The sequence below is a fragment of the Variovorax robiniae genome, from assembly GCF_037889955.1.
Classification (GTDB): domain Bacteria; phylum Pseudomonadota; class Gammaproteobacteria; order Burkholderiales; family Burkholderiaceae_C; genus Variovorax; species Variovorax robiniae.
Genome location: NZ_JBBKZS010000011.1, coordinates 85,015 through 108,569, shown reverse-complemented (window position 1 = coordinate 108,569; position 23,555 = coordinate 85,015). Strand labels below are relative to the sequence as shown.

Here is a 23,555-nt window from a genome sequence, read left to right as displayed (position 1 = left end):
TCCTCGTTCTTCAAGCCAGCACGCCAATGGGCCACGGCACGAATTCATCCCGGCCAACGCCCAGTTCTTCACTCTTCGTGGCCTCGCCCGAGGCATGCGCCAACATCCGCTCAAACACCAGCTGCCCCATCTGCTCCACGCCGATCTCGCCGGCCAGCACGCCACCGCAATCGATGTCCAGGTCGTCTTCCATGCGCGCGAAGACAGAGGAGTTGCTGGCCAGCTTGACGGTCGGCACCGGTGCCGACCCGAAGCCCGATCCGCCACCGGTCGTGAGACAGACCATCGTGGCGCCGCTGGCGACCTGGCCGGTGGCGGATACCGCCGCATAGGCCGGCGCGTCCATGAACACCAGGCCACGTTGCGTGACCGGGTGGGCGTATTCGTAGACGGCCTTCAGCGGCGAGGTTCCGGCGCGGCGCAGGCCTTCGGTCTCGGCGGGGGCCGCACGCGTCATGCCGGTGTCGCGCCCGGCCGTGTAGCCCTTCCACCACTGGATGCGCTGTTCCAGTTGCGCGCCGACGGCCGGGCTCGCAGCGCGCGCTGTGGCGCGATGTGCGACCGGCGCAAGTTCGCTCGTCCCGGAAAGGATGGCCGTGCCGCCATGGCGTACCAGCAGGTCGATCGCCGCGCCCAGCGCCGGATTCGCAGAGATGGCCGTGTCGCTGTCGGCCGCGGCGGATTGCAGGCCGACCACCAGATGCTCGACAGAAACGGCCTCGCGCTGGAAGCGGTTCGCCTCCGGCAGCATCGCCTCGACGGCGGCAATGCCCGCCCCGATCGTGTTGGCGGTGCCGCCGATCTCCTGCATCACCAGCATGTGCAGCATGGGCCCGGGAACCAGTTGCTCCTGCTCGAAGAACGCCCGGATGTTGTTGCGCTCGCAGCCCAGCGCGATCACCACGGCACCCGCGATGTTGGGATTGCGGATGGTGCCCGCGATGGTCCGGCGCAGCAGGTTCATCGGTTCGCCGGTGGCCTCCATGCCGCAGCCGATCTCGTGCACGAAGGGCAGGACTTCGTCGACGTTGGGATAGGCGGCCAGGCGCTTCGCACTGAAGTGGTCGGCCACGCGCCGCGCCGCCGTGGCGCCGCAGTTGCCGACGACGAACACGCCGATATGGTTGCGGGTGCCGACCCGGCCGTCCGCGCGGACAAAGCCTTCGAAAGTGATCTCGTGCATCGTGACTCCGAATGTTATGGAAGCGCTTCCATCTCAAGGCAAAGAAAAAGGGCGGTCGTTGCCCTTTCCGATACCTCAATTCAGGTTTGCATTTCGCGCTGTTGAGGCAATTGTATGGAAGCGCTTCCATCATTGCAAGCGTCGCGGTATAACCCTGCCCTTGACCCGCCCACAGACTCCCCCTCCCTCCCCCGCCCCGGAACGCGCGCGCATGAGCGACGTTGCCCGTGTGGCGGGCGTTTCGCTCGTCACCGTCTCGCGCGCCATCAACGAGCCCGACAAGGTCGCGCCCGACACGCTGGCCGCCGTGCGCGCCGCCGTCGAGCAGTTGGGCTACGTCCCCAACCTCACGGCCGGCAGCCTCGCATCGAACCGCTCGCGCATCGTCGCGGCGATCGTGCCCACCATCTCCAACCTCGTGTTCTCCGAAACCATCGAGGCGCTGGCACAGACCCTGGCCGATGGCGGCTACCAATTGCTGCTCGGCCAGAGCGGGTACCGCGCCGGTGACGAGGCGACGCTGGTCGACACCTTCCTTGGCCGACGTGTCGACGGCCTCGTGCTGACGGGCAATGCCCAATCACCCGCCCTGCGCGCCAAGCTCAAGCGCGCAGGCGTGCCGGTCGTGCAGACCTGGGACCTGCCGACGCCGCCCAACGCCCCGATCGACATGCTGGTGGGCTTCTCCAACCTGGAAGCCGGCAAGGCGGCGGCGCAGCACCTGATCGACCGCGGGCACCGTGCGCTGGCCTTCATCGGCGCCGAGGAAGACCGCTCACGGCTGCGGCTCGAAGGCTTCCGCGCGGTGGCGGCGGCACACGGCATCGGCGATGTGCAGTCCGAACTGATCCGCCCGCCTGCCCTCATCGACGATGCCGGCCCTCGCCTCGCGCAGATCCTCGCGCGCCGGCCCGATGTCACGGCCGTGTTCTGCAACAACGACCTGCTCGCGGCGGGCGTGTTGTTCGAGTGCGTGCAGCGCGGCTGGCAGGTGCCGGGGCGCATCGCGGTGCTGGGTTTCGGCGACTTGGCGGTGGCGCGTGCGGCATCGCCACGGCTCTCCACCGTGCTCATCCGCCGCGCCGAGATGGGGGAGCACGCGGGGCAGATGCTGCTCGCGCGGCTGTCGGGCCAATCGACCGGCGCCGACCTGATCGACATCGGCTTCGAGGTCGTGACGCGGGCCAGCACGTGAAGCCGGCCAAGGTGCTGATGTCGGATGTGGCCAAGGCGGCCGGCGTGGCACGCGTGACCGTGTCGCGCGTGCTGAGCGACCCGGACAGCGTGGCACCGGCCACCCGCGCCGCCGTCCAGGAAGCGGTCGCGCGCCTCGGCTACGTCCCCAACCTCAACGCCGGCACGCTCGCGTCGAGCCGCTCGCGCATCGTCGGCGCGATCGTGCCGACGCTGTCCAACGCCTGGTTCGCCGACACGATGGACGGGCTGTCCAAGGTGCTGGGCGCCGCCGGCTACCAACTGTTGCTGGGCCAGACCGGCTACGACGCCGATGCCGAGGAAAAGCTGGTCGATGCCTTCCTCGGCCGCCGTGTCGACGCCATGGTGCTGACGGGCACGGCGCACACCGCGGGCGTGCGCCTCAAGCTGCAGAACGCCGGCATCCCGGCAGTGGAATGCTGGGACCTCTGCGACGACCCGATCGACATGGTGGTGGGCTTCTCCAACGAGGCGGCCGGCGAGGCCGTGGCCGCGCACCTGCTGGCACGGGGTCGCCGTCGTTTCGGCTTCCTCGGCGCCGACGAAGACCGTGCGCGCAAGCGACTGCAAGGCTACCGCGCGGCCATCGCGCGGGCTGGTGGCGGCGAAGTCGTGACGCACTCTGCCGCGCCGCCCACTTCCATCGATGACGGCGCTGCCGGCCTCGCGAAACTATTGGCTGTCGAGCCCCGACTGCAAGCCGTCTTTTGCAGCAATGACACCCTGGCACTCGGTGCATTGCTCGAATGCAGGCGGCGCGGACTCGCAGTGCCGGAACACCTGTCGCTGGTCGGCTTCTCGGACCTGCCGGTGGCGGCGGCCTGCGTTCCGCCGCTCACCACCGTGCGCATCGCCTCACGCGAGCTGGGCGAACGCGCAGGCCTGTTGCTGGCGCGGCGCCTGTCGCGCGAGCCTGGCGAGGTGCCGCGCATCCATGACATCGGCTTCTCGCTGGCTCTTCGCGAAAGCGCCTGAAGCGAACTGGGCGACGCTTCCGCCGCGGTCCACGCGCGGCGGGCTCATGTGCCTGTTCGTGGGCACCCGCGGAACCGGCTTTGCCGGGCCGCTGGGTGCGCCCCCTTGAGGGGCTGAGGGCCGCGGCTCCAAGCCTGCCCGCGCAGGCTTGGACGGTCCGCAAGAGCAGCCACCTCTGGTGGCCGCGCAGGGCGCCGCAGCGCTTCGGGGGTGGGCTTTCACTTCAAAAGATGTCGGGCTCCCCGGCCGACTCACCAAACTGCGTCTGCAGGAAGTCCATGTCGCAGCCCTGGTCGGCCTGCAGGATGTGCTCGGTGAACATCCATCCGTAGCCACGCCCGAAGCGCGGCGGCGGCGGTGTCCATTCGGCACGGCGGCGCGCCAGTTCCTCTTCGCTGACCAGCATGTCGAGCCGGCGCTTCGGAACGTCGATGGAGATGATGTCGCCCGTCCGCACCAGCGCCAGGTTGCCGCCGATGTACGCCTCCGGCGCGACGTGCAGCGCACACGCGCCGTAGCTGGTCCCGCTCATGCGCGCATCGCTCACGCGCAGCATGTCGCGCACGCCCATCTTCAGCAGCTTCACCGGGATCGGCACCATGCCCCATTCCGGCATGCCAGGGCCGCCCTTGGGGCCGGCGTTGCGCAGCACGATGACATGGTCCTCGGTGATGTCGGCGTCTTCGTCGTCGAGCATCTTCTTGAGCGTCGGGTAGTCGTCGAACACCACGGCCGGGCCGCTGTGCCTGAGGAACTTCTCGCTCATCGCGCTCGGCTTGATGACGCAGCCGTCCGGCGCCAGATTGCCCTTGAGATGCGCCAATGCGCCTTCGGTGTAGACGGGGTTGTCGAGCGTGCGGATCACGTCGTCGTTGTAGACCTGCGCGCCCTCGATGTTCTGGCCTACGGTCTTGCCGGTGACGGTGGGTTCATCCAGATGCAGGTGCACGTCGATGCGCTTCATCAGCGCGGGCAGGCCGCCGGCATAGTAGAAATCCTCCATCAGGTACTGGCTGGTGCCGCTGGGCCGCACGTTGGCGATCACCGGCACCTTGCGGCTGATGGCGTCGAAGTCGTCCAGGCTGATGTCGGCCTTGGCACGACGCGCCATCGCGATGACATGGATGATCGCGTTGGTCGAGCAGCCCATCGCCATCGCCACCGTGATCGCATTGAGGAAGGCCTTGCGGCTCTGGATGCGCGAGGGCCGCAGGTCCTCATGCACCATCTCGACGATGCGCCGGCCTGCCTGCGCCGACATGCGCTGGTGCCCCGCCTCGACCGCCGGCACGCTCGATGATCCGGGCAAGGCCATGCCCAGCGCCTCGGCAATCGCGGTCATGGTGCTGGCCGTGCCCATGGTCATGCAAGTGCCGGGACTGCGCGCGATGCCGCTGATGATGCTGTCCCATTCAGGCTCGGTGATGAGGCCGGCGCGCCGGTCGTCCCAGAACTTGAAGGCGTCGGAGCCGGAGCCCAGCGTCTTGCCGCGCGAGTTGCCGCGCAGCATCGGGCCGGCGGGCAGGAAGATCGCGGGCACGTCGGCGCTGGTGGCACCGAGCAGCATGGCCGGCCCGGTCTTGTCGCAGCCGCCCATCAGCACCACGGCATCGACCGGATAGCAGCGGATCATCTCCTCCACTTCCATCGCCATCAGGTTGCGATAGAGCAGCGCGGAAGGCTTCACGATCGAGTCGTTCAGCGAGATCGTCGGCATCTCCAGCGGGAAGCCGCCCGCTTGCAGCACGCCGCGCTTGACGTCGTCCACGCGCTGGCGGAAGTGCATGTGGCAGGGGTTGTAGTCCGACCAGCTGTTCATGATCGCGACCAGCGGCTTGCCCTCCCACTCCTTGCGGTCGTAGCCCATCTGCATGATGCGACTGCGATGGTTGAAGGTGCGGAAGTCGTTGTTGGCGAGCCAGCGTTGGCTGCGCAGTTTTTGGAGTTCGGCCATGTGCGGGGTGTACGTCAGTTCTTTCGTGCTGTCGACCACACGCCCGCCGCCTGAAGCAAGCCACGCGTGTAGCCCAAGGCAAAGGACATGAAGCGCTCGCGCCCCTCGTCGATCTCCGAGACCGGCACGTGGTCCGGGCAGAGCGGGCCTGTGTATCCGCCGCGTTGATAAGCCTTGATGGCCTCGAACATGTCGACGTCGCCCTCGTCCGGGAACACCTCCTGGAAGTCCAGGTAGCCGCCGCGGATGTTGCGGAAGTGGACCATGAAGATGCGGCCGGTAGCAGCGAACTCCTCGATCACCGGGATCATCGCCTTGCCGGGCTCCTTGAACATCTCGGCCACCGTGCCCTGGCAGAAGTTCAGGCCGTGGTTCTTGCTGGGCGACAACGCGAGGAACTTGCGGATGCCATCGGCCGAGCCGACCACATGCTCGATGCCGTTGAGGCCGCCGACCGGATAGGCCGGGTCGTGCGGATGGCAGGCCAGCCGAACGCCGGCCTTGTCGGCGGCGGGCACCAGGCCTTCGACGAGGAACTCGATCGCGTCCCAGCCGGCCTTCTCCGTGACGGGCGGGACCTCGCGCGCCATCTTCTGGCCGCAGAGCATCGCGGAGGTGGAGCCGCCCTCTTCCTGGTTGCTCGGATAGCCCACGCCCCAGTACGAATGCTTCTGGTCGTCCGCAGCCGAATACTCGGCGTAGACGAAGCCCGAGTTCTGCGCGCCGCCCCGGCCCGGCTTGAGGCCGGTGCGCGTGATGCCGACCATCTGCACGTTGTACTTGAGGCAGGTGATGCCGGCGTCGGCGGCCTTCTGGATGTTTTGCGCCAGCATCGCGCGCTGCTTCTTCGCGCCCTCGATGTCGGTCAGCGAATCGAGCAGGATCGAGCCGACGTCGAGTGCGAACACGTCGAGCTTGAGGCCGAAGCCTTCGACCCATTGGCGGTAGTCACGCAGCTTGGCGGCGTCCCATTCGCTGACGCCACCGGTGGCCGAGACCAGTTCGGTGCCGCGGTTGTCGAGCACCACGTTCTGCACGCCGAGCTGGGTGGACAGGCGCAGCCGGTGCTCGTCGGGGTTGAGGAGTTGTTCGCTGATGTACATGGGGTTCTTGCCTCGTTGGATGGATGCGCCAATTCTGAATGGACACGTGTCCATCTGTAGCCATCGAAAGACCGCGGGCGCGCCCGAGCTCCCTGCTCAGTCCCAATCGGCGGGACGAAGTGGCGGGATCGACGCGGCATCCCGCGCCTGGATGAACTCCTCGATCGTGCCGAGCAGCGCATCCAGCAACGGGGACGACTCGCCCTTCATCCGGTAGTGCCGCACCTCCATCGATGACTCGACGCGACAGCGCAGCGGGCGATAGGTGATGCCCGGAAAGCGCACGTTCAGCATCGACTCCGGCACCAACGAAAGCACGCGCCCCGTGATCACCGACAGCGTGGCGGTCACCACGTCGTGGACCGGAGGCGCGAAACGAGGCTCGAAGCCATGCGCCCGGCAGATCGCGAGCGCGCCGGCAATGAGATTGGGCGCCGCGCCGGTGATCAGCGTCTCGCCCTGCAGCGCTTCCAGGTCGACGGTTTCCTGTTGCGCCAGCGGATGACGCTCGCTGAGCGCGAGGAACAGGCGCTCGCGCGTGAGGGGCGCGCTCACGATGTCCGGCTCATCGGGCAACCAGCGCTCGAACACGATCTGCACACGCCCTTGGCGGAGCGCGGCGACCTGGTCCGCCGTCTGCGCATGGTTCAGCACGACGACCACGTCCGGGTGCGTGGAGGTGAATTGCGCCAACAGTTCCGCGATCACGCCGAACACCGAAGAGCCGTAGATGCCCACCCCGATCTGTCCGGCCTGGCCATGCGCTGCCTGCTTGACGCGCTGTGCCGCCTGCGCGAGCGAGGCGCGAACGCCAAGCGCTTCCTTCAGCAGGATCTGCCCCGCCTGCGTCGGCAGCATCCCCATCGGCGTCCGACGGAACAGCTTGGCGCCCAGTTCGGCCTCGAGGGCCTGGATGTGGCGGGTCAGCGGCGGCTGCGACACGTGCAGGCGCTCGGCGGCCCGGCCGATGTGCTTCTCCTCGGCCACCGCGATGAAGTAGTTCAACTGGCGCAGGTCCATGGCGCTACATCTTAACTTTTAGGTATTACATGCTGCGTATTCAGAAATGGACAGTCAGAAGTAGCCGCTTGAAACTCCGCCCCGTGTCGACGCTTCCCGCATCCGACGAACGCCTACGAACAGGAGACAAGCATGAACATCCCGGGCCATCCGGCTTTCTCGCGACGTGCGCTGCTGCGCACGACACTCGGTGCCGCCGCCACCGCCGTCCTGCCCGCCACCTGGGCACAGGGTTTGCCGAAGTTCGGATCGTCGCCGGTGCCGCTCGGCGTCATCGACGTGGCTGGCAACCTGGCGCTGACGCAGAAGGTCTTCGATGCCTACGGCGCCACGAACAAGGAGCGCGTCTCGCGCTTCACCTTCACCCGCTCCCCCGCGCCGGAACTGGCGGGGAAGATCCGCGCCATGCAGGCGGCCAACCGAGTCGAGTTGCACATGGTGCTGACCGGCCTGGACGGCATCGCCGCAGGCATCGAGCAAGGCGTGTGGCAGGACCTGTCGCCCTACTACGCGCAGATCGGCAACCCGGCCGAGCTCTACGACGGCGGCGCGGCAGCGATCCAGAAGCAGGCGGGTGGCAACGGCATGCTGATTGCCTATTCGCAGCAGGGCCCGGTGCTCGAATACGCGCCGGCACGCGTGGCCAAGCCGCCCAAGACCCTCGACGACCTGCTGGCCTGGACCAAGGCCAACCCGAACAAGTTCTTCTACGCGCGGCCGGCGAACTCCGGCCCGGGCCGCACCTTCGTGATGTCGCTGCCGTACATGCTGGGCGACAAGGACCCGCTCGATCCGGTCAAGGGCTGGGACAAGACCTGGGCCTACTTGAAGGAGCTGAACAGGAACGTCGAGTACTACCCCTCGGGCACCACGCCGACCATGCGCGAACTGGCGCAGGGCTCGCGCGACCTGATCATCTCGACCATGGGCTGGGACATCTACCCGCGCGTGCAGGGCATCGTGCCGAAGGACACGGCGGTGACCGCCTTCGACAAGCCGACCTTCGTCGCCGACGGCCAGTTCGTCGCCATTCCCAAGGGCCTGCCGGAAGACCGCCTGGCCGCCGCGCTCGACGTGCTCAAGTTCATGCTGCAACCCACGCAGCAGGCCATGGTCTACGCCGACGGCTACCTGTACCCCGGCCCGGCGCGCAAGGGCATCACCTTGTCGCAGGCGCCGGCGGAAAGCCAGAAGGTGCTCAACGAATTCGGCCGGCTGTCGTACTACGAGCCGCTGCTGGCCTCGACCCCGGTCAAGGCGCCGCTGGAACCCAAGCCCCTGATCGCGATGTTTCGCGCCTGGGACGAGCAGATCGGCGGCCAGAAGGTGAAGACCTGATGGCCACCTTCCAGTCCCTGCAACTCGACCGCGTGGCGCTGCGCTTCGGCGGCTTCAAGGCGCTCGATGATTTCTCGCTGACGATCAAGGCGGGCGAATTCGTTTCTCTGCTCGGTCCCTCAGGCTGCGGCAAGTCGACGGCGCTCAACTGCCTGTCGGGGCTGCTGCAGATCTCGTCGGGCACCATCACGCTGGACGACAGGCGCATCGACGTGCTGCCGCCGGAGCGGCGCGGCTTCGGCATGGTGTTCCAGAACTACGCGCTCTTTCCGCACCTGAGCGTGCGGCGCAACGTGGCCTTCGGCCTGGAGATGCGCAAGGTGCCCAAGGCCGAGGTGGACCAGCGCGTGGAGCGCGCGCTGGCCACGGTGCGCCTGTCCAACCAGATCGACAAGCTGCCGGGCCAGCTCTCCGGCGGCCAGCAGCAGCGCGTGGCCATCGCCCGCGCCGTCGCGATCGAACCGCCGCTGGTCCTGATGGACGAGCCGCTGTCCAACCTCGATGCCAAGCTTCGACTGGAATTGCGCCACGAGATCAAGCGCCTGCATCACGCACTGGGCCTGACCACCATCTACGTCACGCACGACCAGGACGAGGCGCTTTCGCTGTCGGACCGCATCGTGGTGATGCGCGACGGCCGCATCCAGCAGCAGGGCGCGCCCGAGACGCTCTACAACGCGCCCGGCAACCTCTATGTGGCGCGTTTCATGGGCTATCGCAATGCGTCCCCCGTGCGCATGGAAGGCGGCAGTGCGCTGGTCGGGGAAGGCATTGGCGCAATGCGATTCGATGGATTGACACTGCCCGCCGGCGGCACGGCCGCGTCGCTCGCCTTCCGCCCGGACGATGTGAAGCTCGCGAACGAAGGCATCCCCGCCGAGGTCGCGCAAGTCGAATACTGCGGCCAGCTCTGGCTGGTCGACCTGCGCACGGCCGATGGCACCCACGTCACGATGGAAACGCATGAGCGCGTGACGATGGGCGAACGCGTGCAGTTCCGCGTGGCGCCCGAGCGCATCCGCCTGTTCACCGACGCCTTCGTGCCGGAGGCAGGATGAACGGCGCCGTCGCGGGGCGCGACCTGCGCGTGCTGCTGCTGATTCCCGCAGTGCTCGCGGTGCTGCTGCTGTTCATCTATCCCTTTGGCTACGGCGTGATCCTCTCGCTCAAGCCGGCCGAAGGCGGATGGGCGGCGAACTATGCGCGCTTCTTCTCGGAGCCGCGGCTGTACCAGACCATCGGCACCACGCTGCTGATCTCGCTGCCGGTCACGATCTTCAACCTGCTGATCGCGCTGCCGATGGCCTACCTGCTGCGCGTGCCGAGCACGAAGCAGCGCCTGATCGCGGCGGCCTTGGTGATCCCGATGACGCTGGGCACGGTGCTGGTCGCGCAGGGCATGCTGACCTACCTGTCGCCCAACGGTTGGTTCAACCGCACGCTGCTGGGCTTCGGGTTGATTTCGCAACCCTTGCAACTGTTGCATGGCCCGCTGGCGGTGATCCTGTCGCTGGTGATCACGGGCTTCCCGTTCGCGTTCCTGATGCTGCTGTCGTATGTGACGGGCATCGATCCCTCGCTCGGTCGGGCCGCGGCCACGCTGGGCGCATCGCCTTCGGCACAGTTCAAGCGGGTCTACCTGCCGTTGCTGGTGCCAGGGCTGGTCACGACCTTCTGCCTGGTCTTCGTGCAGGCCTTCGCGGTGTTTCCTTCGGCAGTGCTGCTGGGGTCTCCGGCGGGTTCGACGCGAGTGATTTCGCTGGCCGCGTATGAGGCCGCCTATGAAGACTTCAACTACTCGATGGCCTCGTCCATCGCTCTCATCATGGGCGCCGTTCAATTGGTCGTCGTGTTGCTCGCGTTGGCGATCCGCCGCGCAGCCTATCGCGGGCCGGCCAGCGGCGGAAAGGGTTGACCATGCAAAAGAGTGATCTCGGCCAAAGCGCCTTCCGCATCGCCTTCGGCGTACTGATGGCATTCATCATCCTCAACGTCGCGGCCATCGTCGCGGTGGTGGCGGTCAACTCCTTCGGCACGCAGTGGTTCACCGGCTGGCTGCCGGAAGCCTTCACCACCAGTTGGTACAGCCGCGCCTGGAAGGAGTTCCAACTCGGCGACGTGTTGTGGACCACCGCGCTGGCGGTCGGCGCCGTGGTGCTGCTGTCGGTGCTGATCGGCGTGCCCGCGGCGTACGTGCTCGCACGCGTCGAATTCCGCGGCAAGCGGCTCGTCACGCTGCTGTTCCTGCTGCCCCTGCTGGTGCCGCCGATGACCTACGGCATCCCGCTGGCCACGGTGCTCTACCAGGTCAACCTGGGCGGCTCGCTGTGGGGCGTGATCCTCGCGAACCTCGTGCCCTGCGCGCCCTTCGTGGTGATGGTGATGACGCCCTTCATCGAGCAGATCGACACGCGGGTGGAAGTGGCCGCGCGGGTCTTTGGTGCCGGCACGCTGACTATCTTCCGCCGCATCCTGATGCCGCTGCTGCTGCCCGGGATCATGGCCGCCTCGCTGCTGGTGCTGGTGCGCACGATCTCGATGTTCGAGCTCACCTTCCTGACGGCAGGCGCGGACAGCCAGACGCTGGTGGTGGCGCTCTACTACGCCGTGTTCGCCGCGGGCATCCGCTCGGCGCAGTCCATCGATGCGATGGCCGTGATCTACATGCTGACCACGCTGGTGTGGGTGCTGATCGCCTTCCGCTTCATCGATCCGACGCAGATGGTGGGCAAGGTCCGGGTTCAGAAATCATCGTGAGCGACCACATGAAACTACTTCTCGTCACCGGCGCGGCCGGACTGGTCGGCACCGCGTTGCGACCCTTGCTCCGCGAGCACTACCGGCTGCGCCTCGTCGACTTGCAGGCCATCACGCCGACGGAAGGCGAAGAGACGATGAACGGCGACCTGTGCGACCCGGCCTTCGTGCAAAGGGCCGTCGCGGGCGTCGATGCGGTGCTGCACCTGGCCTGCGTCCACGGGCCTGCGGCACGCTTCGAATCGACGTTCGGTCCCAACTACCAGGCCACGCTCCAGTTGCTGGAAGCATCGCATCGCCACGGCGTGCAGCGCTTCGTCTTTGCCAGCAGCCACCACGTGCTCGGGCAATACCGCGCCGACGCCGCCGAGTTCTTCGACACCTTGCCGCCGGCGCCCGACAGCTACTACGGCATGAGCAAGGTGTTCGGCGAGGCGGCCTGCGCAAGCCATGCGTTGCGCGGCGGGCCGGCGGCTTTCGTCATCCGCATCGGCAATGCGGATGCGCAGGTCGGCGATGCAAGGCGTCTGCGGATCTGGGTCAGCATCCGCGACCTCGCGCAACTGATCCGCATCGGGCTGGAGCATCCTGGCGTGGTCAACGAGATCGTCTACGGTGTCTCCGACAGCCCGCGGCCCTTCTTCGCCAACCACCGTGCGCGGGAACTCGGCTACCGGCCGCAGGACAACGCCTCGGACTTCCTGGCGCCAGGCTATCTGGATCACGATGCGATGGACCCCGAGACCTCGGGGCGAGACCATGTCGGCGGCGCCTACGCGGCTGCGTCGCTGGCATCGGTGTTGCAGGCGTCGGGGACGACATGAGCGAGATCATCGAACTGCGTCAGGGAGCAGCGTTCGTGCGCGTCGCGCCTGCGCTCGGCGGTCGCATCACGCAGTGCCGACTGTCGGATGGAGATGGCCAGGCGTTCGATGTCTTCCATCCCTACCCGGAGGAGCGCAGCGAACTCCTGCATTGGGCCAAGGGCGGCATGTACCCGCTGGTTCCCTACTGGGGTCGGATTGCGAATGCACAATTGCGGCATGCCGGCGAGCGCATCGCGCTGTGTCCGCATCCGGATGCCTTGCCGCACACGCTGCACGGCACGGCGCACCAGAGCCCATGGCAAGTCGTCCGCTCAGAGGAAGCGCAAGTTTCCCTTCGCTTGGACAAGGAACCGGACGCGCATTGGCCGTGGCGCTACAGGGCCGAGTTGACGGTGGCCCTCAGCCCCGCTTCGCTGCGCGTTGAAATCTCCGTCGGCAACGCAGATATGAAGCCCATGCCGGCTGGCATCGGCCTGCACCCCTACGTCCACTGCCACACGTCTTCAAGCCTGCGTTTCACTGCGCACAAATGCTGGGTGATGACACCGGACTTCCTGAGCCTGCGCGCCGATGCCGTCGACCCAGTGGACGACTTCAGCGCCACGCGCCCCATCGGCCTCGAAGGATTCACGCGCTGCTACAGCGCGTGGGACGGTGACTTGCGCCTTGGCAGCGGAGACGAATCCACCCCTTCCCTGCGCATCCTTGCCTCACGCGAACTGGACCACCTGGTCCTGCACCGACCGGCCGACGCGCCCTACATCTGCATCGAACCTGTCAGCCACACCGCCGACGCCTTCAACCTCGCAGCCGACGGTGTCGCCGGTACCGGCACGCAGGTGCTGGCGCCCGGTCAGACATTGAGTGGCGCGGTCGAGTTCAGGCTTGAATCACCATGACAACGCACACGATGAACGATCTCCCGATGGGAGCGCGCACGGGCTGGGCCCCTTCGCTGCGCTATCCGGACCCGGCGGTGGTGATCCTCGATCCCTCCTTCGCCAGGTACCGGCTGTTCGCAGCCAGCGTCGAGCGCCTGGCCACCGGCTTCCGCTGGATGGAAGGCCCCGTCTGGTTCGGCGACGGTCGCTATCTGCTCGCAAGCGACGTGGCCAGCAACCGCATCATCCGGTGGGACGAGGTCACCGGCGTGGCCTCCGTCTACCGCGAGTCGTCGAACCATGCGAACGGCCATACGCGCGACTTGCAGGGTCGCCTGATCACCTGCGAAGCAGCCGTCACGCGACGCATCAGCCGGACCGAGCACGATGGTCGCATCACCACCCTCGCAGATCGCTTCGTAGGCAAGCGCCTGAACTCGCCCAACGACATCGTGTGCCAGTCGAACGGCGCGATCTGGTTCACCGATCCGCCCTTCCAGTTGGCCAACAACTACGAGGGCCGCATCGCCACGCAGGAACTGCCGCACGCGGTTTATCGGATCGACCCGGAGAGCGGGCAACTGAGCCAGGTCATCGACGACCTCGCCGGCCCCAACGGGCTGTGCTTCTCGCCCGACGAACGAACGCTCTACGTGGTCGAGAGCCGTGCCGAGCCGAGCCGGCGCGTCTGGGCCTATTCGGTCGGCAGCGACGGAACTCTCTCGAACAAGACACTGCACATCGACGCGCAGGGGCCTGGCGCGTTCGACGGCATCAAGTGCGACGCGGACGGGAACATCTGGGCCGGCTGGGGCAGCGATGGCTCGGCCGGCGCGGATGCCAGCGCGCTCGACGGCGTCATGGTCTTCAATCCCGAAGGCCGCCCCATTGGCCACATCCGCTTGCCGGAGCGCTGCGCGAACCTTTGCTTCGGCGGTGCGGACAACAACCGGCTCTTCATGGCGAGCAGCCATTCGATCTACGCGCTCTACGTCAATACGCGAGGTGCGGAACGTCGATGAGCAACGCTTGAGTCCATGACGGTGAACAGGCTGGAAAAAGCTAGACCTCGACCACGCCCGCGTCATGACCGTAAAGCCACTCGACGGCCTTGAAGGACCAGTCGGTCGCACCACGCGCCATCTGCGCATCGCGTGCCTCTTGCAAGGGACCGTCCGGCAGATGGAAGCGGGTCTTGTTCTCCCTCGACGCATCCTGCACGTGCGTGGCCCGCGGCAATCGCAAGGATTCATAGAGCCGCAGCGCCCCCTGGACGTCCTGCGGGCCGAGCTTTGCAAGACACGCCGCCAGGGTCGCGCCGTCCTCGATCGCCTGTGCCGCGCCCTGCGCCATGAAGGGCAGCATGGCATGGCAGGCATCGCCCAGCAAGGTGCATCGTCCGACCGACCACTGCGCCATGGGCGAGCGATCGAAGAGACCCCAGACAAAGATCTCGTCGACGGCCGAGAGGATCGTGCGGACCTGTGGATGCCAGCCCTCGAACGCGGCCAGCGCCTGGGCCATGGCGGCCGGCTCGATCCATGATTCGCGCGCCCATTCGTCCTGGTCGACGACGGCGACGAAATTGACGAGGGCTTGCTTCTGCACGAAGTAGTGCACGAAGTGCTTGCCCGGTCCCATCCAGACCTGGGATTCCAGCGGAAGGCCCAGGTGCGCCAGCCGACTGGCAGGCACCAGGCCCCGGTAGGCGACGCATCCGGTGAATCGAGGGGTTGCATCGCCAAAGAGAACGCGGCGCGCGGCGGAGTGAATGCCATCGGCACCGACGAACACATCGCATTGGGTGCGCGACCCGCTTTCGAAGCGCAGCTCGACGTGGTCCCCATGGTCCGTGCAACTTTCGAAGCGATGGCCGGTGTGCACGCGTTCGGAGGGAAGGGCATGCCGGAGCACATCCAGCAGATCGGCCCGATGAACCTGGACGTGAGGAAATCCGAAGGCCGCCTCGACGGTGTCGCCAAGCGGCGTGTGAAGCAGCGTGCGACCGTCGTCCCAACGTCGCTGATGCCAGGCAAGCGGGCGAACGGCCGTCGCCGCCAATGCGTCCGCGAGGCCGAGGCGATGCAGGACGCGGGACGCATTGGGACTGACCTGTATGCCCGCGCCGGCCTCGTGCAGATCCCGCTTCTGCTCGTACACCTGCACATCGAAGCCCGCTTGCGACAGCCCGATGCCTGCTGCAAGGCCGCCGATGCCGCCGCCGACGATTGCTATCGAAGTGGGGTGATGTGCCATCGGAGATGCATTCTCCGCTTCCCTGATGCTGTCGATCCATCCCGGCTGACATCAGGCAGCGCGATGTCGAGAAGGGGCTTGCCTGCGCGATCGACTCCCGGTTACGCTCGCCGCCCCATGTCATCACTCCGTCACGAAATGTCGATAGGCGTTGTCCAGCCGGACGCGAAGGTGCTGTCGTGGTGGCGGACGCTGCGTGCGCTCGCCGTGCTCAATGTCTGCCTCTGGTTGGCCGTGCTGCACTTCGGGCCCATCAACGGTGTCCACGGCGGGCTGCAACTGGCGCTGTCCGGCGTCTACGTGCTGGTCTGCGCCTACCGTTCGATGTTTCCACGGGTGGACCTCGAACGCCTGGTGGTCGTGGACACGCGCCTCTCCAGCATCTTCCTGGGCCGCGCCGCAGCCACGGTCGCCGAGATCTGCTTCGCAATGCAACTGGGGCTGCTGGTCCATCAACTGGGCGCGCATGCCGGCATGCCGTGGGTGCAAACGGCCGCGTGGGTGGTCCCGGTGTTCATGGTGGTGGCCCAGTGCTTCTGTTGGCACAGCGTGCTGACGCTGAACCACATCACGCAAGCCGTCGAGTCCTTGCTCTGGGCGGCAGGATTTTCATGGATGGCGGCGCTGCTGGCGGTCATCGCGCTGGACAGCAGTGGCTGGGTCAACACGCTGGCCATCTTCGGCATCCTGGGCTCCGTGTCCTTCGTCGCCTATGTCCTGGGCGTGGACGTGCCGATGTACTGGCGCCGCTACCAGCATGGCCGCGCGCGCGGGCAGACCTACATGCGGCTGGACCAGGGCGCGCGCGACGCCTGGCACCGGCGCGTGCAAAGCGGCAGTTGGTCGGCATGGAAGGCCGATGCGCTCTGGCTGACGCCCTACTTCAGTCTGGGCGTCTGGATCAGCATCGCGATGGTGTGCGTTCCTGGCGGTTGACAAGCGGATTGCGCCAGGAGCGCAGCCCCTTTCATCTCAACGCCCGAGCGCCTTTGCCGATACGCCGGCGATGCCCCAGTTCTCCTTGGGAATGTCGTGCAGCCATACGCGCACGTTCTCCCTGGGCGCGCCAACGGCTTCGACGATGGCAACCGTGACCTTCTCGATCAGGGCGCGCTTCTGCTCTTCAGTTCGCCCCTCGATGAGGTAGATCTGCGCAAATGGCATGTTCCTTCCGCCCTTGATTCACACGAATCGCAGTCCGACACTGCCCATGCCCTGCACCTTGAGCGTGACCGCATCGCCCGCCTTCACGGCCACCGCCTCGGTGATGCCGCCCGACAGGATCAACGTGCCCGCCGGGATCTCCTCGCCCCGCGCGCCAAGGTGATTGGCCAGCATGGCAATGGCCGCCGCCGGATGGCCCAGCACCGCGGCGCCGGCGCCGAAGGCCACCGGCTCGCCGTTCTTCTCCAGCACGATGCCCGTGGTGCGCAGGTCGACCTCGTCCACCGGCACAGCCCGCCCGCCAACGACGAAGCGCGAAGCCGAGGTGTTGTCCGCCACCACGCTCTTCAGGTCGAACTTGAAATCACGATACCGACTGTCGATCACCTCGATGCCCGGCAGCACGAAGTCCGTGGCCGCGAGCACGGCCGCTATGTGGCAGCCCGGCCCCTTCAACGCGCGCCGCGTGACGAAGGCGATCTCGGGCTCGACCTTGGGATGGATCAACTCGCTCACCTTGCACTCCCCACCTTCCGGCACGGCATAGTTGTCGGCCATGAAGCCGAAAACGGGAGTGGTCACGCCCATCTGCTTCATCTTGGCGTGCGAGGTCAGGCCGGCTTTCAGGCCGATGACGCGGTGACCGCGTGCGAGCTTCCTGCGGCGCAGTTCGTTCTGGATGGCGTAGGCGTCGTCCCAGTCCATCTGCGGATAGTCGTCGGTGATCTTGGGTGTATCGCGCGCCTCGAGTTCGCTGGTCTCAAGATGTTCGGCCAGCGCGGCGATGGTCTTGTCGTCGAGCTTCATGTCGCCACCTCTTGCGCTTGCACGGCAGACTTGCGGCTGCGCGCAAGGGTGATCGCCGTGTCCTCGATCATGTCCTCCTGCCCGCCGACCATGCCGCGCCGACCCAGTTCGACCAGGATCTCGCGCGCCGGCACGCCGTACTTCTTCTCGGCCCGCTTGGCGAAGAGCAGGAAGCTGGAGTACACGCCGGCATAGCCAAGCGTCAGTGAGTCCCGGTCGACGCGGATCATGTGGTCCATGATCGGCACCACGCGGTCTTCAGCCACGTCCTGGATGCGGAACACGTCCACGCCGGTCTCGATGCCCATGCGGTCGCACACCGCGACGAACACCTCCATCGGCGTGTTGCCCGCGCCGGCGCCGAGGCCGGCCGCTGCGGCGTCGATGCGGTTCGCGCCCGCCCCCACCGCCGCGATCGAGTTCGCGACGCCCATCGCGAGGTTGTGATGGCCATGAAAGCCGAGCTCGGTGTCCGGCTTGAGCGCGGCGCGCACGGCGCCGACGCGGGCCGTCACATCGTCGGGCAGCATGTAGCCTGCCGAGTCGGTCACGTAGATGCAGTTGGCCCCATAGCCTTCCATCAGCAGTGCCTGCTTCACCAGCACCTCGGGTGGCGCCATGTGCGCCATCATGAGGAAGCCGACGGTGTCCATGTCCAGCTTGCGCGCCATCGTGATGTGCTGCTCCGATACATCGGCCTCGGTGCAGTGCGTGGCCACGCGCACCGTGTGCACGCCCAGGCCGTGCGCCATGCGCAGGTGGTCGACGGTGCCGATGCCGGGGATCAGCAGCGCCGAGACCTTGGCCTGCTTCATCAACGGGATCACGGCGCCCAGGTATTGCTCGTCGGTGTGCGCGGGGAATCCGTAGTTGACCGAGCTGCCGCCCAGTCCGTCGCCATGCGTGACCTCGATCAGCGGCACGCCGGCTTCGTCGAGCCCGGTGGCGATGTCCTTCATCTGCTCAAGCGTCATCAGATGGCGCTTGGGATGCATGCCGTCGCGCAGCGTCATGTCGTGCACGGTGACGCGGCGGCCTTTCATGTTCGTGGTGGTCATGGTGGTGCTCTCAGGCAGTGGCGTCTTCGGGTTGGCGGGCGCCGGCGAGCATCGCTTCGGCGAACATCTCCGCCGTGCGCGCCGCGGCGGCGGTCATGATGTCGAGGTTGCCGGCGTACTTGGGCAGGTAGTCGCCGAGGCCTTCGACCTCGAGGTAGATCGACACGCGCTTGCCATCAAAGACCGGGCCGTTCACCAGCTTGTAGCCCGGCACGTACTTCTGCACCTCGGCCAGCATCTGGTGCACGGAGGCGGTGATGCGCGCCTGGTCCGGCTCCTCTTCCGTCAGGCAATGCACGGTGTCGCGCATGATCAGCGGTGGCTCCGCGGGGTTGACGATGATGATCGCCTTGCCTTTCGCTGCGCCACCCACGCGCTCGACTGCACCCGCGGTTGTTCGGGTGAACTCATCGATGTTCTTGCGCGTGCCGGGGCCGACCGAGCGGCTCGACACGGTGGCGACGATCTCCCCATAAGCCACAGGCTGCACGCGCGACACGGCCGCCACCATCGGGATCGTGGCCTGCCCACCGCAGGTGACCATGTTGACGTTCGCGGGAAGCTCACCCTCCCCGGCCATCAATGATGGGAGGTTGACCGGTGGCACGCAGAACGGGCCGATGGCCGCGGGCGTCAGGTCGATCATCAGCACGCCCAGCGCATTGAGCTTCGGGCTGTTCTCCTCATGCACATAGGCGCTGGTCGCATCGAAGGCGATCTGCACGCCGTCGGCCTTCACATGCGGCAGCAGCCCGTCCACGCCTTCGGCGGTGGTCTTCAGGCCCATTTCGCTCGCGCGCTTGAGGCCGTCGGACGCGGGGTCAATGCCCACCATCCACACGGGTTCGAGCACCGGGCTGCGCTGCAACTTGGCGAGCAGGTCGGTGCCGATGTTGCCCGGACCGATCAGCGCGCACTTGATCTTCTTCGTCATGAAAGTGCTCCTCTCTTCAATGAAAGCGGACCGAGCAGCCACCGAGGCCGCCGATGGACACGCGGAAGTTGTCGCCGGCCTTGGCCGGAAACATCGCCGCCAGCGCGCCGGACAAGATGACCTCGCCCGCCTTGAGCCCGATGCCGAGCGTCCCCAGCGTGTTGGCAAGCCAGGCCACGGCATTGACGGGTGAACCGAGTGCAGCAGCACCCGCGCCAGTGGCGATGATTTCGCCGTTCTTCTCCAGAACCATGCCGCAGGTGGCCAGGTCGATGCGGCGCGGGTCGACTGCGCTGTCGCCCAGCACGAACACCCCGCATGACGCGTTGTCGGCCACCGTGTCCGCGATCTTGATCTTCCAGTCGCGGATACGGGAGTCGACGATCTCGAAGCACGGCATCACGCATTCGGTGGCGCCTAGCACGTCGGCATTGCCGATGCCGGGGCCCATGAGGTCGCGCTTGAGCAGGAACGCAATCTCACCCTCGGCCTTGGGCTGGATCAGCGTGCTGCTGTCGATCGACTCGCCTTCGCCGACGATCATGCCGTCGAGCAGGTAGCCGAAGTCGGGCTGGAACACGCCCAGCATGTTCATCACGGCGCGCGAGGTCACGCCGATCTTCTTGCCGACGATCCGTTCGCCCGCATCGGTGCGGCGCGCGATCATGCGCTGCTGCACGCCGTAGGCATCGGCGATGGTGATGCCTTCGTGGCGGTTGGTCAGCGGCTCGACGACGGTGCGGTCGCGCAAGGCGCCGTACAGCTCGTCGCCGAGTTGCCGGATGAGTGTGGGGTCCATGGGTGTTCCCTTGGGGAGGGTTGGTCGGTCGGGCTGCCGGACGGCATCGGCCAATGCTTCACTGGATGTCATCGATGTCCTTGTAGTAGTTGAGGCTGTTGCTGTAGCCCGCCCGGGTGGACAGGCCCTCGAACTCGACCACGCCGTTGTCCCTGGCATAGCGTTCGTACTGCGTCAGCAGTTCCTTCAGCTTTGCGGGATGGCTCGCGGCCAGGTTGTGGAGTTCCGGGCGGTCGCGGGCCAGGTCATACAGCTCCCACTCGCCCGAGCCCCATGGCTTGTTCGCCTGCACGATCTTCCAGTCGCCCACACGCATGGCGCGGCGCCCGTTGAGCTCCCAGCCCTGCCTGAACTCGTCGTGAACCTTGTTTCGCTGGCCCGACAACAGCCCGAGCATCGAGCGCCCTTGCATCGCCAGCACTTCGCGGCCCTGGTAGTGCGTGCCCGGTGGTTTCACGCCGGCCACTTCCAGCAGCGTGGGGGCGATGTCTGTCACGTGCGCGGGTGCACGCGAGATCGTGTCGTGGCGCAGTCCATGCGGCACGCGTGCAATGGCCGGTACCGAGATGCCGCCCTCGTACATGAAGGCCTTGTACATGTTGAAGGGCGTGGAGCCGACCTGCGCCCAACCCGGCCCGTACTCGGCGAAGGAACCGACCCGACCCGTGTTGGCAAGGCTGTTGTCGCGATGCGCCCGGGCCCACGCGCGCGTCTCGCCTTCATCGAGCACCGTGTTCCCGTCGGCCCCGTTGTCCGACATGAAGAAGATCACGGTGTTGTCGTATTCGCCGATGCGTTTGAGGTGGGCCACGAGGTGGCCGACTTCGGCGTCCAGCGACTCGACCATCGCGGCGTAGACCGCCATGCGCTTCGACTCGACCTGCTTCTCCTGCGCACTCAGCTGGGTCCAGCGTGGCCACGCCGGGTTTCCGACATAGGCCTGCGTGTCTTTGGGCAGGATGCCGAGGGCTTTCATGCGTTCGAGACGGCGCTCGCGGATCACGTCATAGCCCACGTCGTACTTGCCTTCGTACTTGTGGATGTATGCGTCCCGCGCCTGCAACGGCCAATGCGGCGCCGTGAACGCCAGATACCCGAAGAAGGGCCGGCCATCACCCTTGTTCGCGTCGATGTACGAAGTGAGCTTCGATGCGAAATACTCGCTGGAATAGAAGTCCTTCGGGATCTGCACCTCCTTGCCGTTCTCGCGGTAGAGCGCCATCGGCGTCTTGTTGACATCGAAGGTGATGATGCCAGTCTGGTCGAAATGGCTGGCACCGCCGTTCATCATGGCAAAGGACTGCTCGAAGCCGCGGTTCGGCGGGGCGTGCTCCTCCTTCACGCCCAGATGCCACTTGCCGGCCATGTAGGTGTGGTAGCCCGCATCCTTCAACAACGCCGGGAAGGGCACGGCGCGGTCCGTGAGGAAGCCTTCGTAGCCGGGCCGGCTGCGCTGCTGCGGTGTCAGCAATTCGGCCATGCTGCCGAAGCCCACCTGGTGGTTGTCCGCGCCCGTCATCAGCATGGCGCGCGTCGGCGAGCAGAACGGCGAGGCATAGAAGCTCGTCATCCGCATCCCGTCCTTCGCGAGCGCATCCAGGTTCGGTGTCGCGATCTCGCTGCCGAAGGAGCCCAGGTCCGAATAGCCCAGGTCGTCGGCCACGATCAGGAGGATGTTCGGCCGGCGCGCAGTGGAGCCGGTCGATGCATCCGGGCCGGCCGCCATTGCCGCGCACTGGGCCGCCGTAAAGACCGCTGCGAGCATGAACTTCAGCGCCCCGACTGCGGCGGTTCTTTCTCTGTTCCTCATGGGTGTTGTCCTGGTGCGGTCAGAGCTTGATGCAGACATTGCGCAGCTCCGTGTAGAACTCGAGCGAATGCACGCCGCCCTCACGGCCGATGCCCGACGCCTTGGCGCCACCGAAGGCGGTGCGCAGGTCGCGCAGGAACCAGCTGTTGACCCAGCAGATGCCCACTTGCACCAGCTTCGCGACGCGATGGGCGCGGCCCAGGCTCTCGGTCCAGACGGTGGTGGCCAGCCCGTAGTCGGTGGCATTGGCCAGTGCGATCGCCTCGTCTTCCGTGTCGAAGGGTGCGATGTGGCAGCAGGGGCCGAAGATCTCTTCGCGGATCACGGCGGCCGTCTCCGGCAGGCCGGTCCAGATGGTCGGTTGCACCCAGTGGCCGTCCGCGAGCGCGTCCGGCATCTCCGGCACGCCGCCGCCAGTGACCACCGTGGCGCCGGCCTCTGCCGCCTTGCTGTAGTACGACAGCACCTTCTGCTGATGCTCGCGCGAGATCAACGGGCCAAAGTTGACGCCGGCCTCCATCGACGGCCCGGGCTTGAGCGCCTCGGCCTTCGCCTTCAGGGCCGCGACGAACTTCTCGAAGATCGGCCGCTGTACGTAAACGCGCTCGGTTCCGAGGCACACCTGCCCGCAGTTCTCGAAGGCCGAGCGCGTGATGCCTGCCACGGCCTTGTCGAAATCGGCGTCGGCGAACACGATCCCCGCGTTCTTGCCGCCCAGCTCGAAGGAGACCGGACGCACGCCCTTGGAGGCCGCCCCCATGATGGCCTCGCCGGTGCGCGTCTCGCCGGTGAAGGTGATGCCGTCGACTCCGGGGTGGCGCGTGAGGAACTCGCCGGCCGACCCCGGCCCGAAGCCGTGCACCACGTTGTAGACCCCCGGCGGAATGCCGACCGCGTTCATCACCTCGCCAAGCAGCGTCGCGGTGGCGGGCGTCTCTTCCGATGGCTTGACGACCACCGTGTTGCCGCAGGCCAGTGCCGGGCCGACCTTCCATGTCATGAGCAGCAGCGGCAGGTTCCACGGGCAGACCACGCCGATCACGCCCAGCGGCGAACGAACGGCATAGTTGACCGCCTGGCCGCCATCGGGCGTGGCCATCTCGAAGCTTTCGGTCGGCACGTTCTTCACGATGTCGGCGAACACCTTGAAGTTGGCCGCGCCGCGCGGGATGTCGACGTGCGAGGCCAGCGCATGCGGCTTGCCGGTGTCTGCCATCTCGGCCTGCAGGAAGTCATCGAAGCGGCGGTTGATCTCGTCGGCGACTGCGTGCAGCAGCTCGACGCGCCGCACGACGCTCATGCGGCCCCACTCGCCCGTGAGGGCCTTGCGCGCCGCTTGCACGGCGGCATCGACCTCAGCAGCGCCGGCCTCGTGCACCAGGCCGATCAGGCCGTTGTCCACTGGCGCACGGTTCTCGAAGGTCTTCGAGGTGGCGACGAATTCGCCACCGATGAAGTTCATGAACTGCTTCAT

General features: G+C 66.7%; 22 protein-coding genes. 10 read left to right on the top strand and 12 right to left on the bottom strand.

Annotated elements, in window-relative coordinates:
- Positions 1-10: 10 nt before the first annotated feature.
- Positions 11-1,183 carry a UxaA family hydrolase gene (locus tag WKW79_RS23380; RefSeq protein WP_340337600.1) on the bottom strand — a complete coding sequence of 391 codons (1,173 nt, stop codon included), beginning with the start codon at positions 1,181-1,183 and terminating at the stop codon, positions 11-13.
- Positions 1,184-1,394: 211 nt separating this feature from the next.
- Here WKW79_RS23380 and WKW79_RS23375 point away from each other — a divergent pair, with 211 nt between their 5' ends.
- Both WKW79_RS23375 and WKW79_RS23370 read left to right on the top strand, forming a co-directional pair.
- Entirely contained in the window at positions 1,395-2,378 is a 984-nt protein-coding gene (locus WKW79_RS23375; RefSeq protein ID WP_340337599.1) for a LacI family DNA-binding transcriptional regulator, read from the top strand.
- The gene (locus WKW79_RS23370) at positions 2,375-3,373 is read left to right on the top strand and encodes a LacI family DNA-binding transcriptional regulator (RefSeq protein WP_340337598.1); all 999 of its coding nucleotides are present in this window, start codon (positions 2,375-2,377) and stop codon (positions 3,371-3,373) included. The genes WKW79_RS23375 and WKW79_RS23370 overlap by 4 nt, the downstream gene beginning before the upstream one ends.
- Positions 3,374-3,596: 223 nt before the next feature.
- On the opposite strand, the gene araD is transcribed toward WKW79_RS23370, so the two are convergent.
- The 3 genes from araD to WKW79_RS23355 all read right to left on the bottom strand — a co-directional run bounded on the left by araD (position 3,597) and on the right by WKW79_RS23355 (position 7,450).
- Positions 3,597-5,327, bottom strand: a complete 1,731-nt coding sequence (gene araD, locus WKW79_RS23365) for an L-arabinonate dehydratase (protein WP_340337597.1) — start codon at positions 5,325-5,327, stop codon at positions 3,597-3,599.
- A gap of 14 nt (positions 5,328-5,341) precedes the next feature.
- Complete coding sequence (locus tag WKW79_RS23360; RefSeq protein WP_340337596.1) at positions 5,342-6,430, bottom strand: mannonate dehydratase; 1,089 nt, start codon at positions 6,428-6,430, stop codon at positions 5,342-5,344.
- Positions 6,431-6,526: 96 nt separating this feature from the next.
- A complete protein-coding gene (locus tag WKW79_RS23355; protein ID WP_340337595.1) occupies positions 6,527-7,450 on the bottom strand; it encodes a LysR substrate-binding domain-containing protein in 924 nt (307 codons plus the stop codon).
- A 132-nt stretch (positions 7,451-7,582) separates the two neighbouring features.
- Here WKW79_RS23355 and WKW79_RS23350 point away from each other — a divergent pair, with 132 nt between their 5' ends.
- From WKW79_RS23350 to WKW79_RS23320, 7 genes are read left to right on the top strand one after another with little or no spacing between them, the layout of a single operon-like run.
- Positions 7,583-8,788 (top strand): ABC transporter substrate-binding protein, encoded by a 1,206-nt coding sequence (locus tag WKW79_RS23350; RefSeq protein ID WP_340337594.1) that lies wholly within the window; start codon positions 7,583-7,585, stop codon positions 8,786-8,788.
- A complete protein-coding gene (locus WKW79_RS23345; protein ID WP_340337593.1) occupies positions 8,788-9,846 on the top strand; it encodes an ABC transporter ATP-binding protein in 1,059 nt (352 codons plus the stop codon). The genes WKW79_RS23350 and WKW79_RS23345 overlap by 1 nt, the downstream gene beginning before the upstream one ends.
- Positions 9,843-10,703: an ABC transporter permease gene (locus WKW79_RS23340; protein WP_340337592.1), complete on the top strand. Its 861-nt coding sequence runs from the start codon at positions 9,843-9,845 to the stop codon at positions 10,701-10,703. The genes WKW79_RS23345 and WKW79_RS23340 overlap by 4 nt, the downstream gene beginning before the upstream one ends.
- Positions 10,628-11,545 (top strand): ABC transporter permease, encoded by a 918-nt coding sequence (locus WKW79_RS23335; RefSeq protein WP_422823950.1) that lies wholly within the window; start codon positions 10,628-10,630, stop codon positions 11,543-11,545. The genes WKW79_RS23340 and WKW79_RS23335 overlap by 76 nt, the downstream gene beginning before the upstream one ends.
- A gap of 8 nt (positions 11,546-11,553) precedes the next feature.
- Positions 11,554-12,369 (top strand): NAD-dependent epimerase/dehydratase family protein, encoded by an 816-nt coding sequence (locus tag WKW79_RS23330; protein ID WP_340337590.1) that lies wholly within the window; start codon positions 11,554-11,556, stop codon positions 12,367-12,369.
- Positions 12,366-13,271 (top strand): aldose 1-epimerase, encoded by a 906-nt coding sequence (locus WKW79_RS23325; RefSeq protein WP_340337589.1) that lies wholly within the window; start codon positions 12,366-12,368, stop codon positions 13,269-13,271. The genes WKW79_RS23330 and WKW79_RS23325 overlap by 4 nt, the downstream gene beginning before the upstream one ends.
- Positions 13,268-14,275, top strand: a complete 1,008-nt coding sequence (locus WKW79_RS23320) for an SMP-30/gluconolactonase/LRE family protein (RefSeq protein ID WP_422823948.1) — start codon at positions 13,268-13,270, stop codon at positions 14,273-14,275. The genes WKW79_RS23325 and WKW79_RS23320 overlap by 4 nt, the downstream gene beginning before the upstream one ends.
- A gap of 40 nt (positions 14,276-14,315) precedes the next feature.
- Here the strand turns inward: WKW79_RS23320 and WKW79_RS23315 are convergent, their stop codons facing one another.
- On the bottom strand, positions 14,316-15,509 hold the full coding sequence (locus tag WKW79_RS23315; protein WP_340337588.1) for an FAD-dependent monooxygenase: 1,194 nt from the start codon (positions 15,507-15,509) through the stop codon (positions 14,316-14,318).
- Between the two features lie 117 nt (positions 15,510-15,626).
- Between WKW79_RS23315 and WKW79_RS23310 the strand changes: the two genes are divergently transcribed.
- A complete protein-coding gene (locus WKW79_RS23310; protein WP_340337587.1) occupies positions 15,627-16,445 on the top strand; it encodes a hypothetical protein in 819 nt (272 codons plus the stop codon).
- Between the two features lie 36 nt (positions 16,446-16,481).
- On the opposite strand, the gene WKW79_RS23305 is transcribed toward WKW79_RS23310, so the two are convergent.
- From WKW79_RS23305 to WKW79_RS23275, 7 genes are read right to left on the bottom strand one after another with little or no spacing between them, the layout of a single operon-like run.
- Positions 16,482-16,673, bottom strand: a complete 192-nt coding sequence (locus tag WKW79_RS23305; protein WP_340337586.1) for a 2-hydroxymuconate tautomerase — start codon at positions 16,671-16,673, stop codon at positions 16,482-16,484.
- 18 nt (positions 16,674-16,691) lie between these two features.
- Positions 16,692-17,480, bottom strand: a complete 789-nt coding sequence (dmpH, locus tag WKW79_RS23300) for a 2-oxo-3-hexenedioate decarboxylase (RefSeq protein ID WP_340337585.1) — start codon at positions 17,478-17,480, stop codon at positions 16,692-16,694.
- Positions 17,477-18,538, bottom strand: coding sequence for a 4-hydroxy-2-oxovalerate aldolase (dmpG, locus tag WKW79_RS23295; RefSeq protein ID WP_340337584.1), 1,062 nt, complete (start codon positions 18,536-18,538; stop codon positions 17,477-17,479). Before dmpG ends, dmpH begins: the two co-directional genes overlap by 4 nt.
- A 10-nt stretch (positions 18,539-18,548) precedes the next feature.
- Entirely contained in the window at positions 18,549-19,472 is a 924-nt protein-coding gene (locus WKW79_RS23290) for an acetaldehyde dehydrogenase (acetylating) (protein ID WP_340337583.1), read from the bottom strand.
- A 16-nt stretch (positions 19,473-19,488) separates the two neighbouring features.
- Positions 19,489-20,271 carry a 2-oxopent-4-enoate hydratase gene (gene dmpE, locus WKW79_RS23285; protein WP_340337582.1) on the bottom strand — a complete coding sequence of 261 codons (783 nt, stop codon included), beginning with the start codon at positions 20,269-20,271 and terminating at the stop codon, positions 19,489-19,491.
- Between the two features lie 58 nt (positions 20,272-20,329).
- Positions 20,330-22,081, bottom strand: coding sequence for an arylsulfatase (locus tag WKW79_RS23280; protein ID WP_340337581.1), 1,752 nt, complete (start codon positions 22,079-22,081; stop codon positions 20,330-20,332).
- Between the two features lie 19 nt (positions 22,082-22,100).
- Entirely contained in the window at positions 22,101-23,555 is a 1,455-nt protein-coding gene (locus WKW79_RS23275) for a 2-hydroxymuconic semialdehyde dehydrogenase (RefSeq protein WP_340337580.1), read from the bottom strand.

Coding starts and splice junctions, on each gene's coding strand:
- WKW79_RS23380 (WP_340337600.1), bottom strand. CDS start 1,183: ATGCACGAGATCACTTTCGAAGGCTTTGTCCGCGCGGACGGCCGGGTC.
- WKW79_RS23375 (WP_340337599.1), top strand. CDS start 1,395: ATGAGCGACGTTGCCCGTGTGGCGGGCGTTTCGCTCGTCACCGTCTCG.
- araD (WP_340337597.1), bottom strand. CDS start 5,327: ATGGCCGAACTCCAAAAACTGCGCAGCCAACGCTGGCTCGCCAACAAC.
- WKW79_RS23360 (WP_340337596.1), bottom strand. CDS start 6,430: ATGTACATCAGCGAACAACTCCTCAACCCCGACGAGCACCGGCTGCGC.
- WKW79_RS23355 (WP_340337595.1), bottom strand. CDS start 7,450: ATGGACCTGCGCCAGTTGAACTACTTCATCGCGGTGGCCGAGGAGAAG.
- WKW79_RS23350 (WP_340337594.1), top strand. CDS start 7,583: ATGAACATCCCGGGCCATCCGGCTTTCTCGCGACGTGCGCTGCTGCGC.
- WKW79_RS23345 (WP_340337593.1), top strand. CDS start 8,788: ATGGCCACCTTCCAGTCCCTGCAACTCGACCGCGTGGCGCTGCGCTTC.
- WKW79_RS23340 (WP_340337592.1), top strand. CDS start 9,843: ATGAACGGCGCCGTCGCGGGGCGCGACCTGCGCGTGCTGCTGCTGATT.
- WKW79_RS23330 (WP_340337590.1), top strand. CDS start 11,554: ATGAAACTACTTCTCGTCACCGGCGCGGCCGGACTGGTCGGCACCGCG.
- WKW79_RS23325 (WP_340337589.1), top strand. CDS start 12,366: ATGAGCGAGATCATCGAACTGCGTCAGGGAGCAGCGTTCGTGCGCGTC.
- WKW79_RS23320 (WP_422823948.1), top strand. CDS start 13,268: ATGACAACGCACACGATGAACGATCTCCCGATGGGAGCGCGCACGGGC.
- WKW79_RS23315 (WP_340337588.1), bottom strand. CDS start 15,509: ATGGCACATCACCCCACTTCGATAGCAATCGTCGGCGGCGGCATCGGC.
- WKW79_RS23310 (WP_340337587.1), top strand. CDS start 15,627: ATGTCATCACTCCGTCACGAAATGTCGATAGGCGTTGTCCAGCCGGAC.
- WKW79_RS23305 (WP_340337586.1), bottom strand. CDS start 16,673: ATGCCATTTGCGCAGATCTACCTCATCGAGGGGCGAACTGAAGAGCAG.
- dmpH (WP_340337585.1), bottom strand. CDS start 17,480: ATGAAGCTCGACGACAAGACCATCGCCGCGCTGGCCGAACATCTTGAG.
- dmpG (WP_340337584.1), bottom strand. CDS start 18,538: ATGACCACCACGAACATGAAAGGCCGCCGCGTCACCGTGCACGACATG.
- WKW79_RS23290 (WP_340337583.1), bottom strand. CDS start 19,472: ATGACGAAGAAGATCAAGTGCGCGCTGATCGGTCCGGGCAACATCGGC.
- dmpE (WP_340337582.1), bottom strand. CDS start 20,271: ATGGACCCCACACTCATCCGGCAACTCGGCGACGAGCTGTACGGCGCC.
- WKW79_RS23280 (WP_340337581.1), bottom strand. CDS start 22,081: ATGAGGAACAGAGAAAGAACCGCCGCAGTCGGGGCGCTGAAGTTCATG.
- WKW79_RS23275 (WP_340337580.1), bottom strand. CDS start 23,555: ATGAAGCAGTTCATGAACTTCATCGGTGGCGAATTCGTCGCCACCTCG.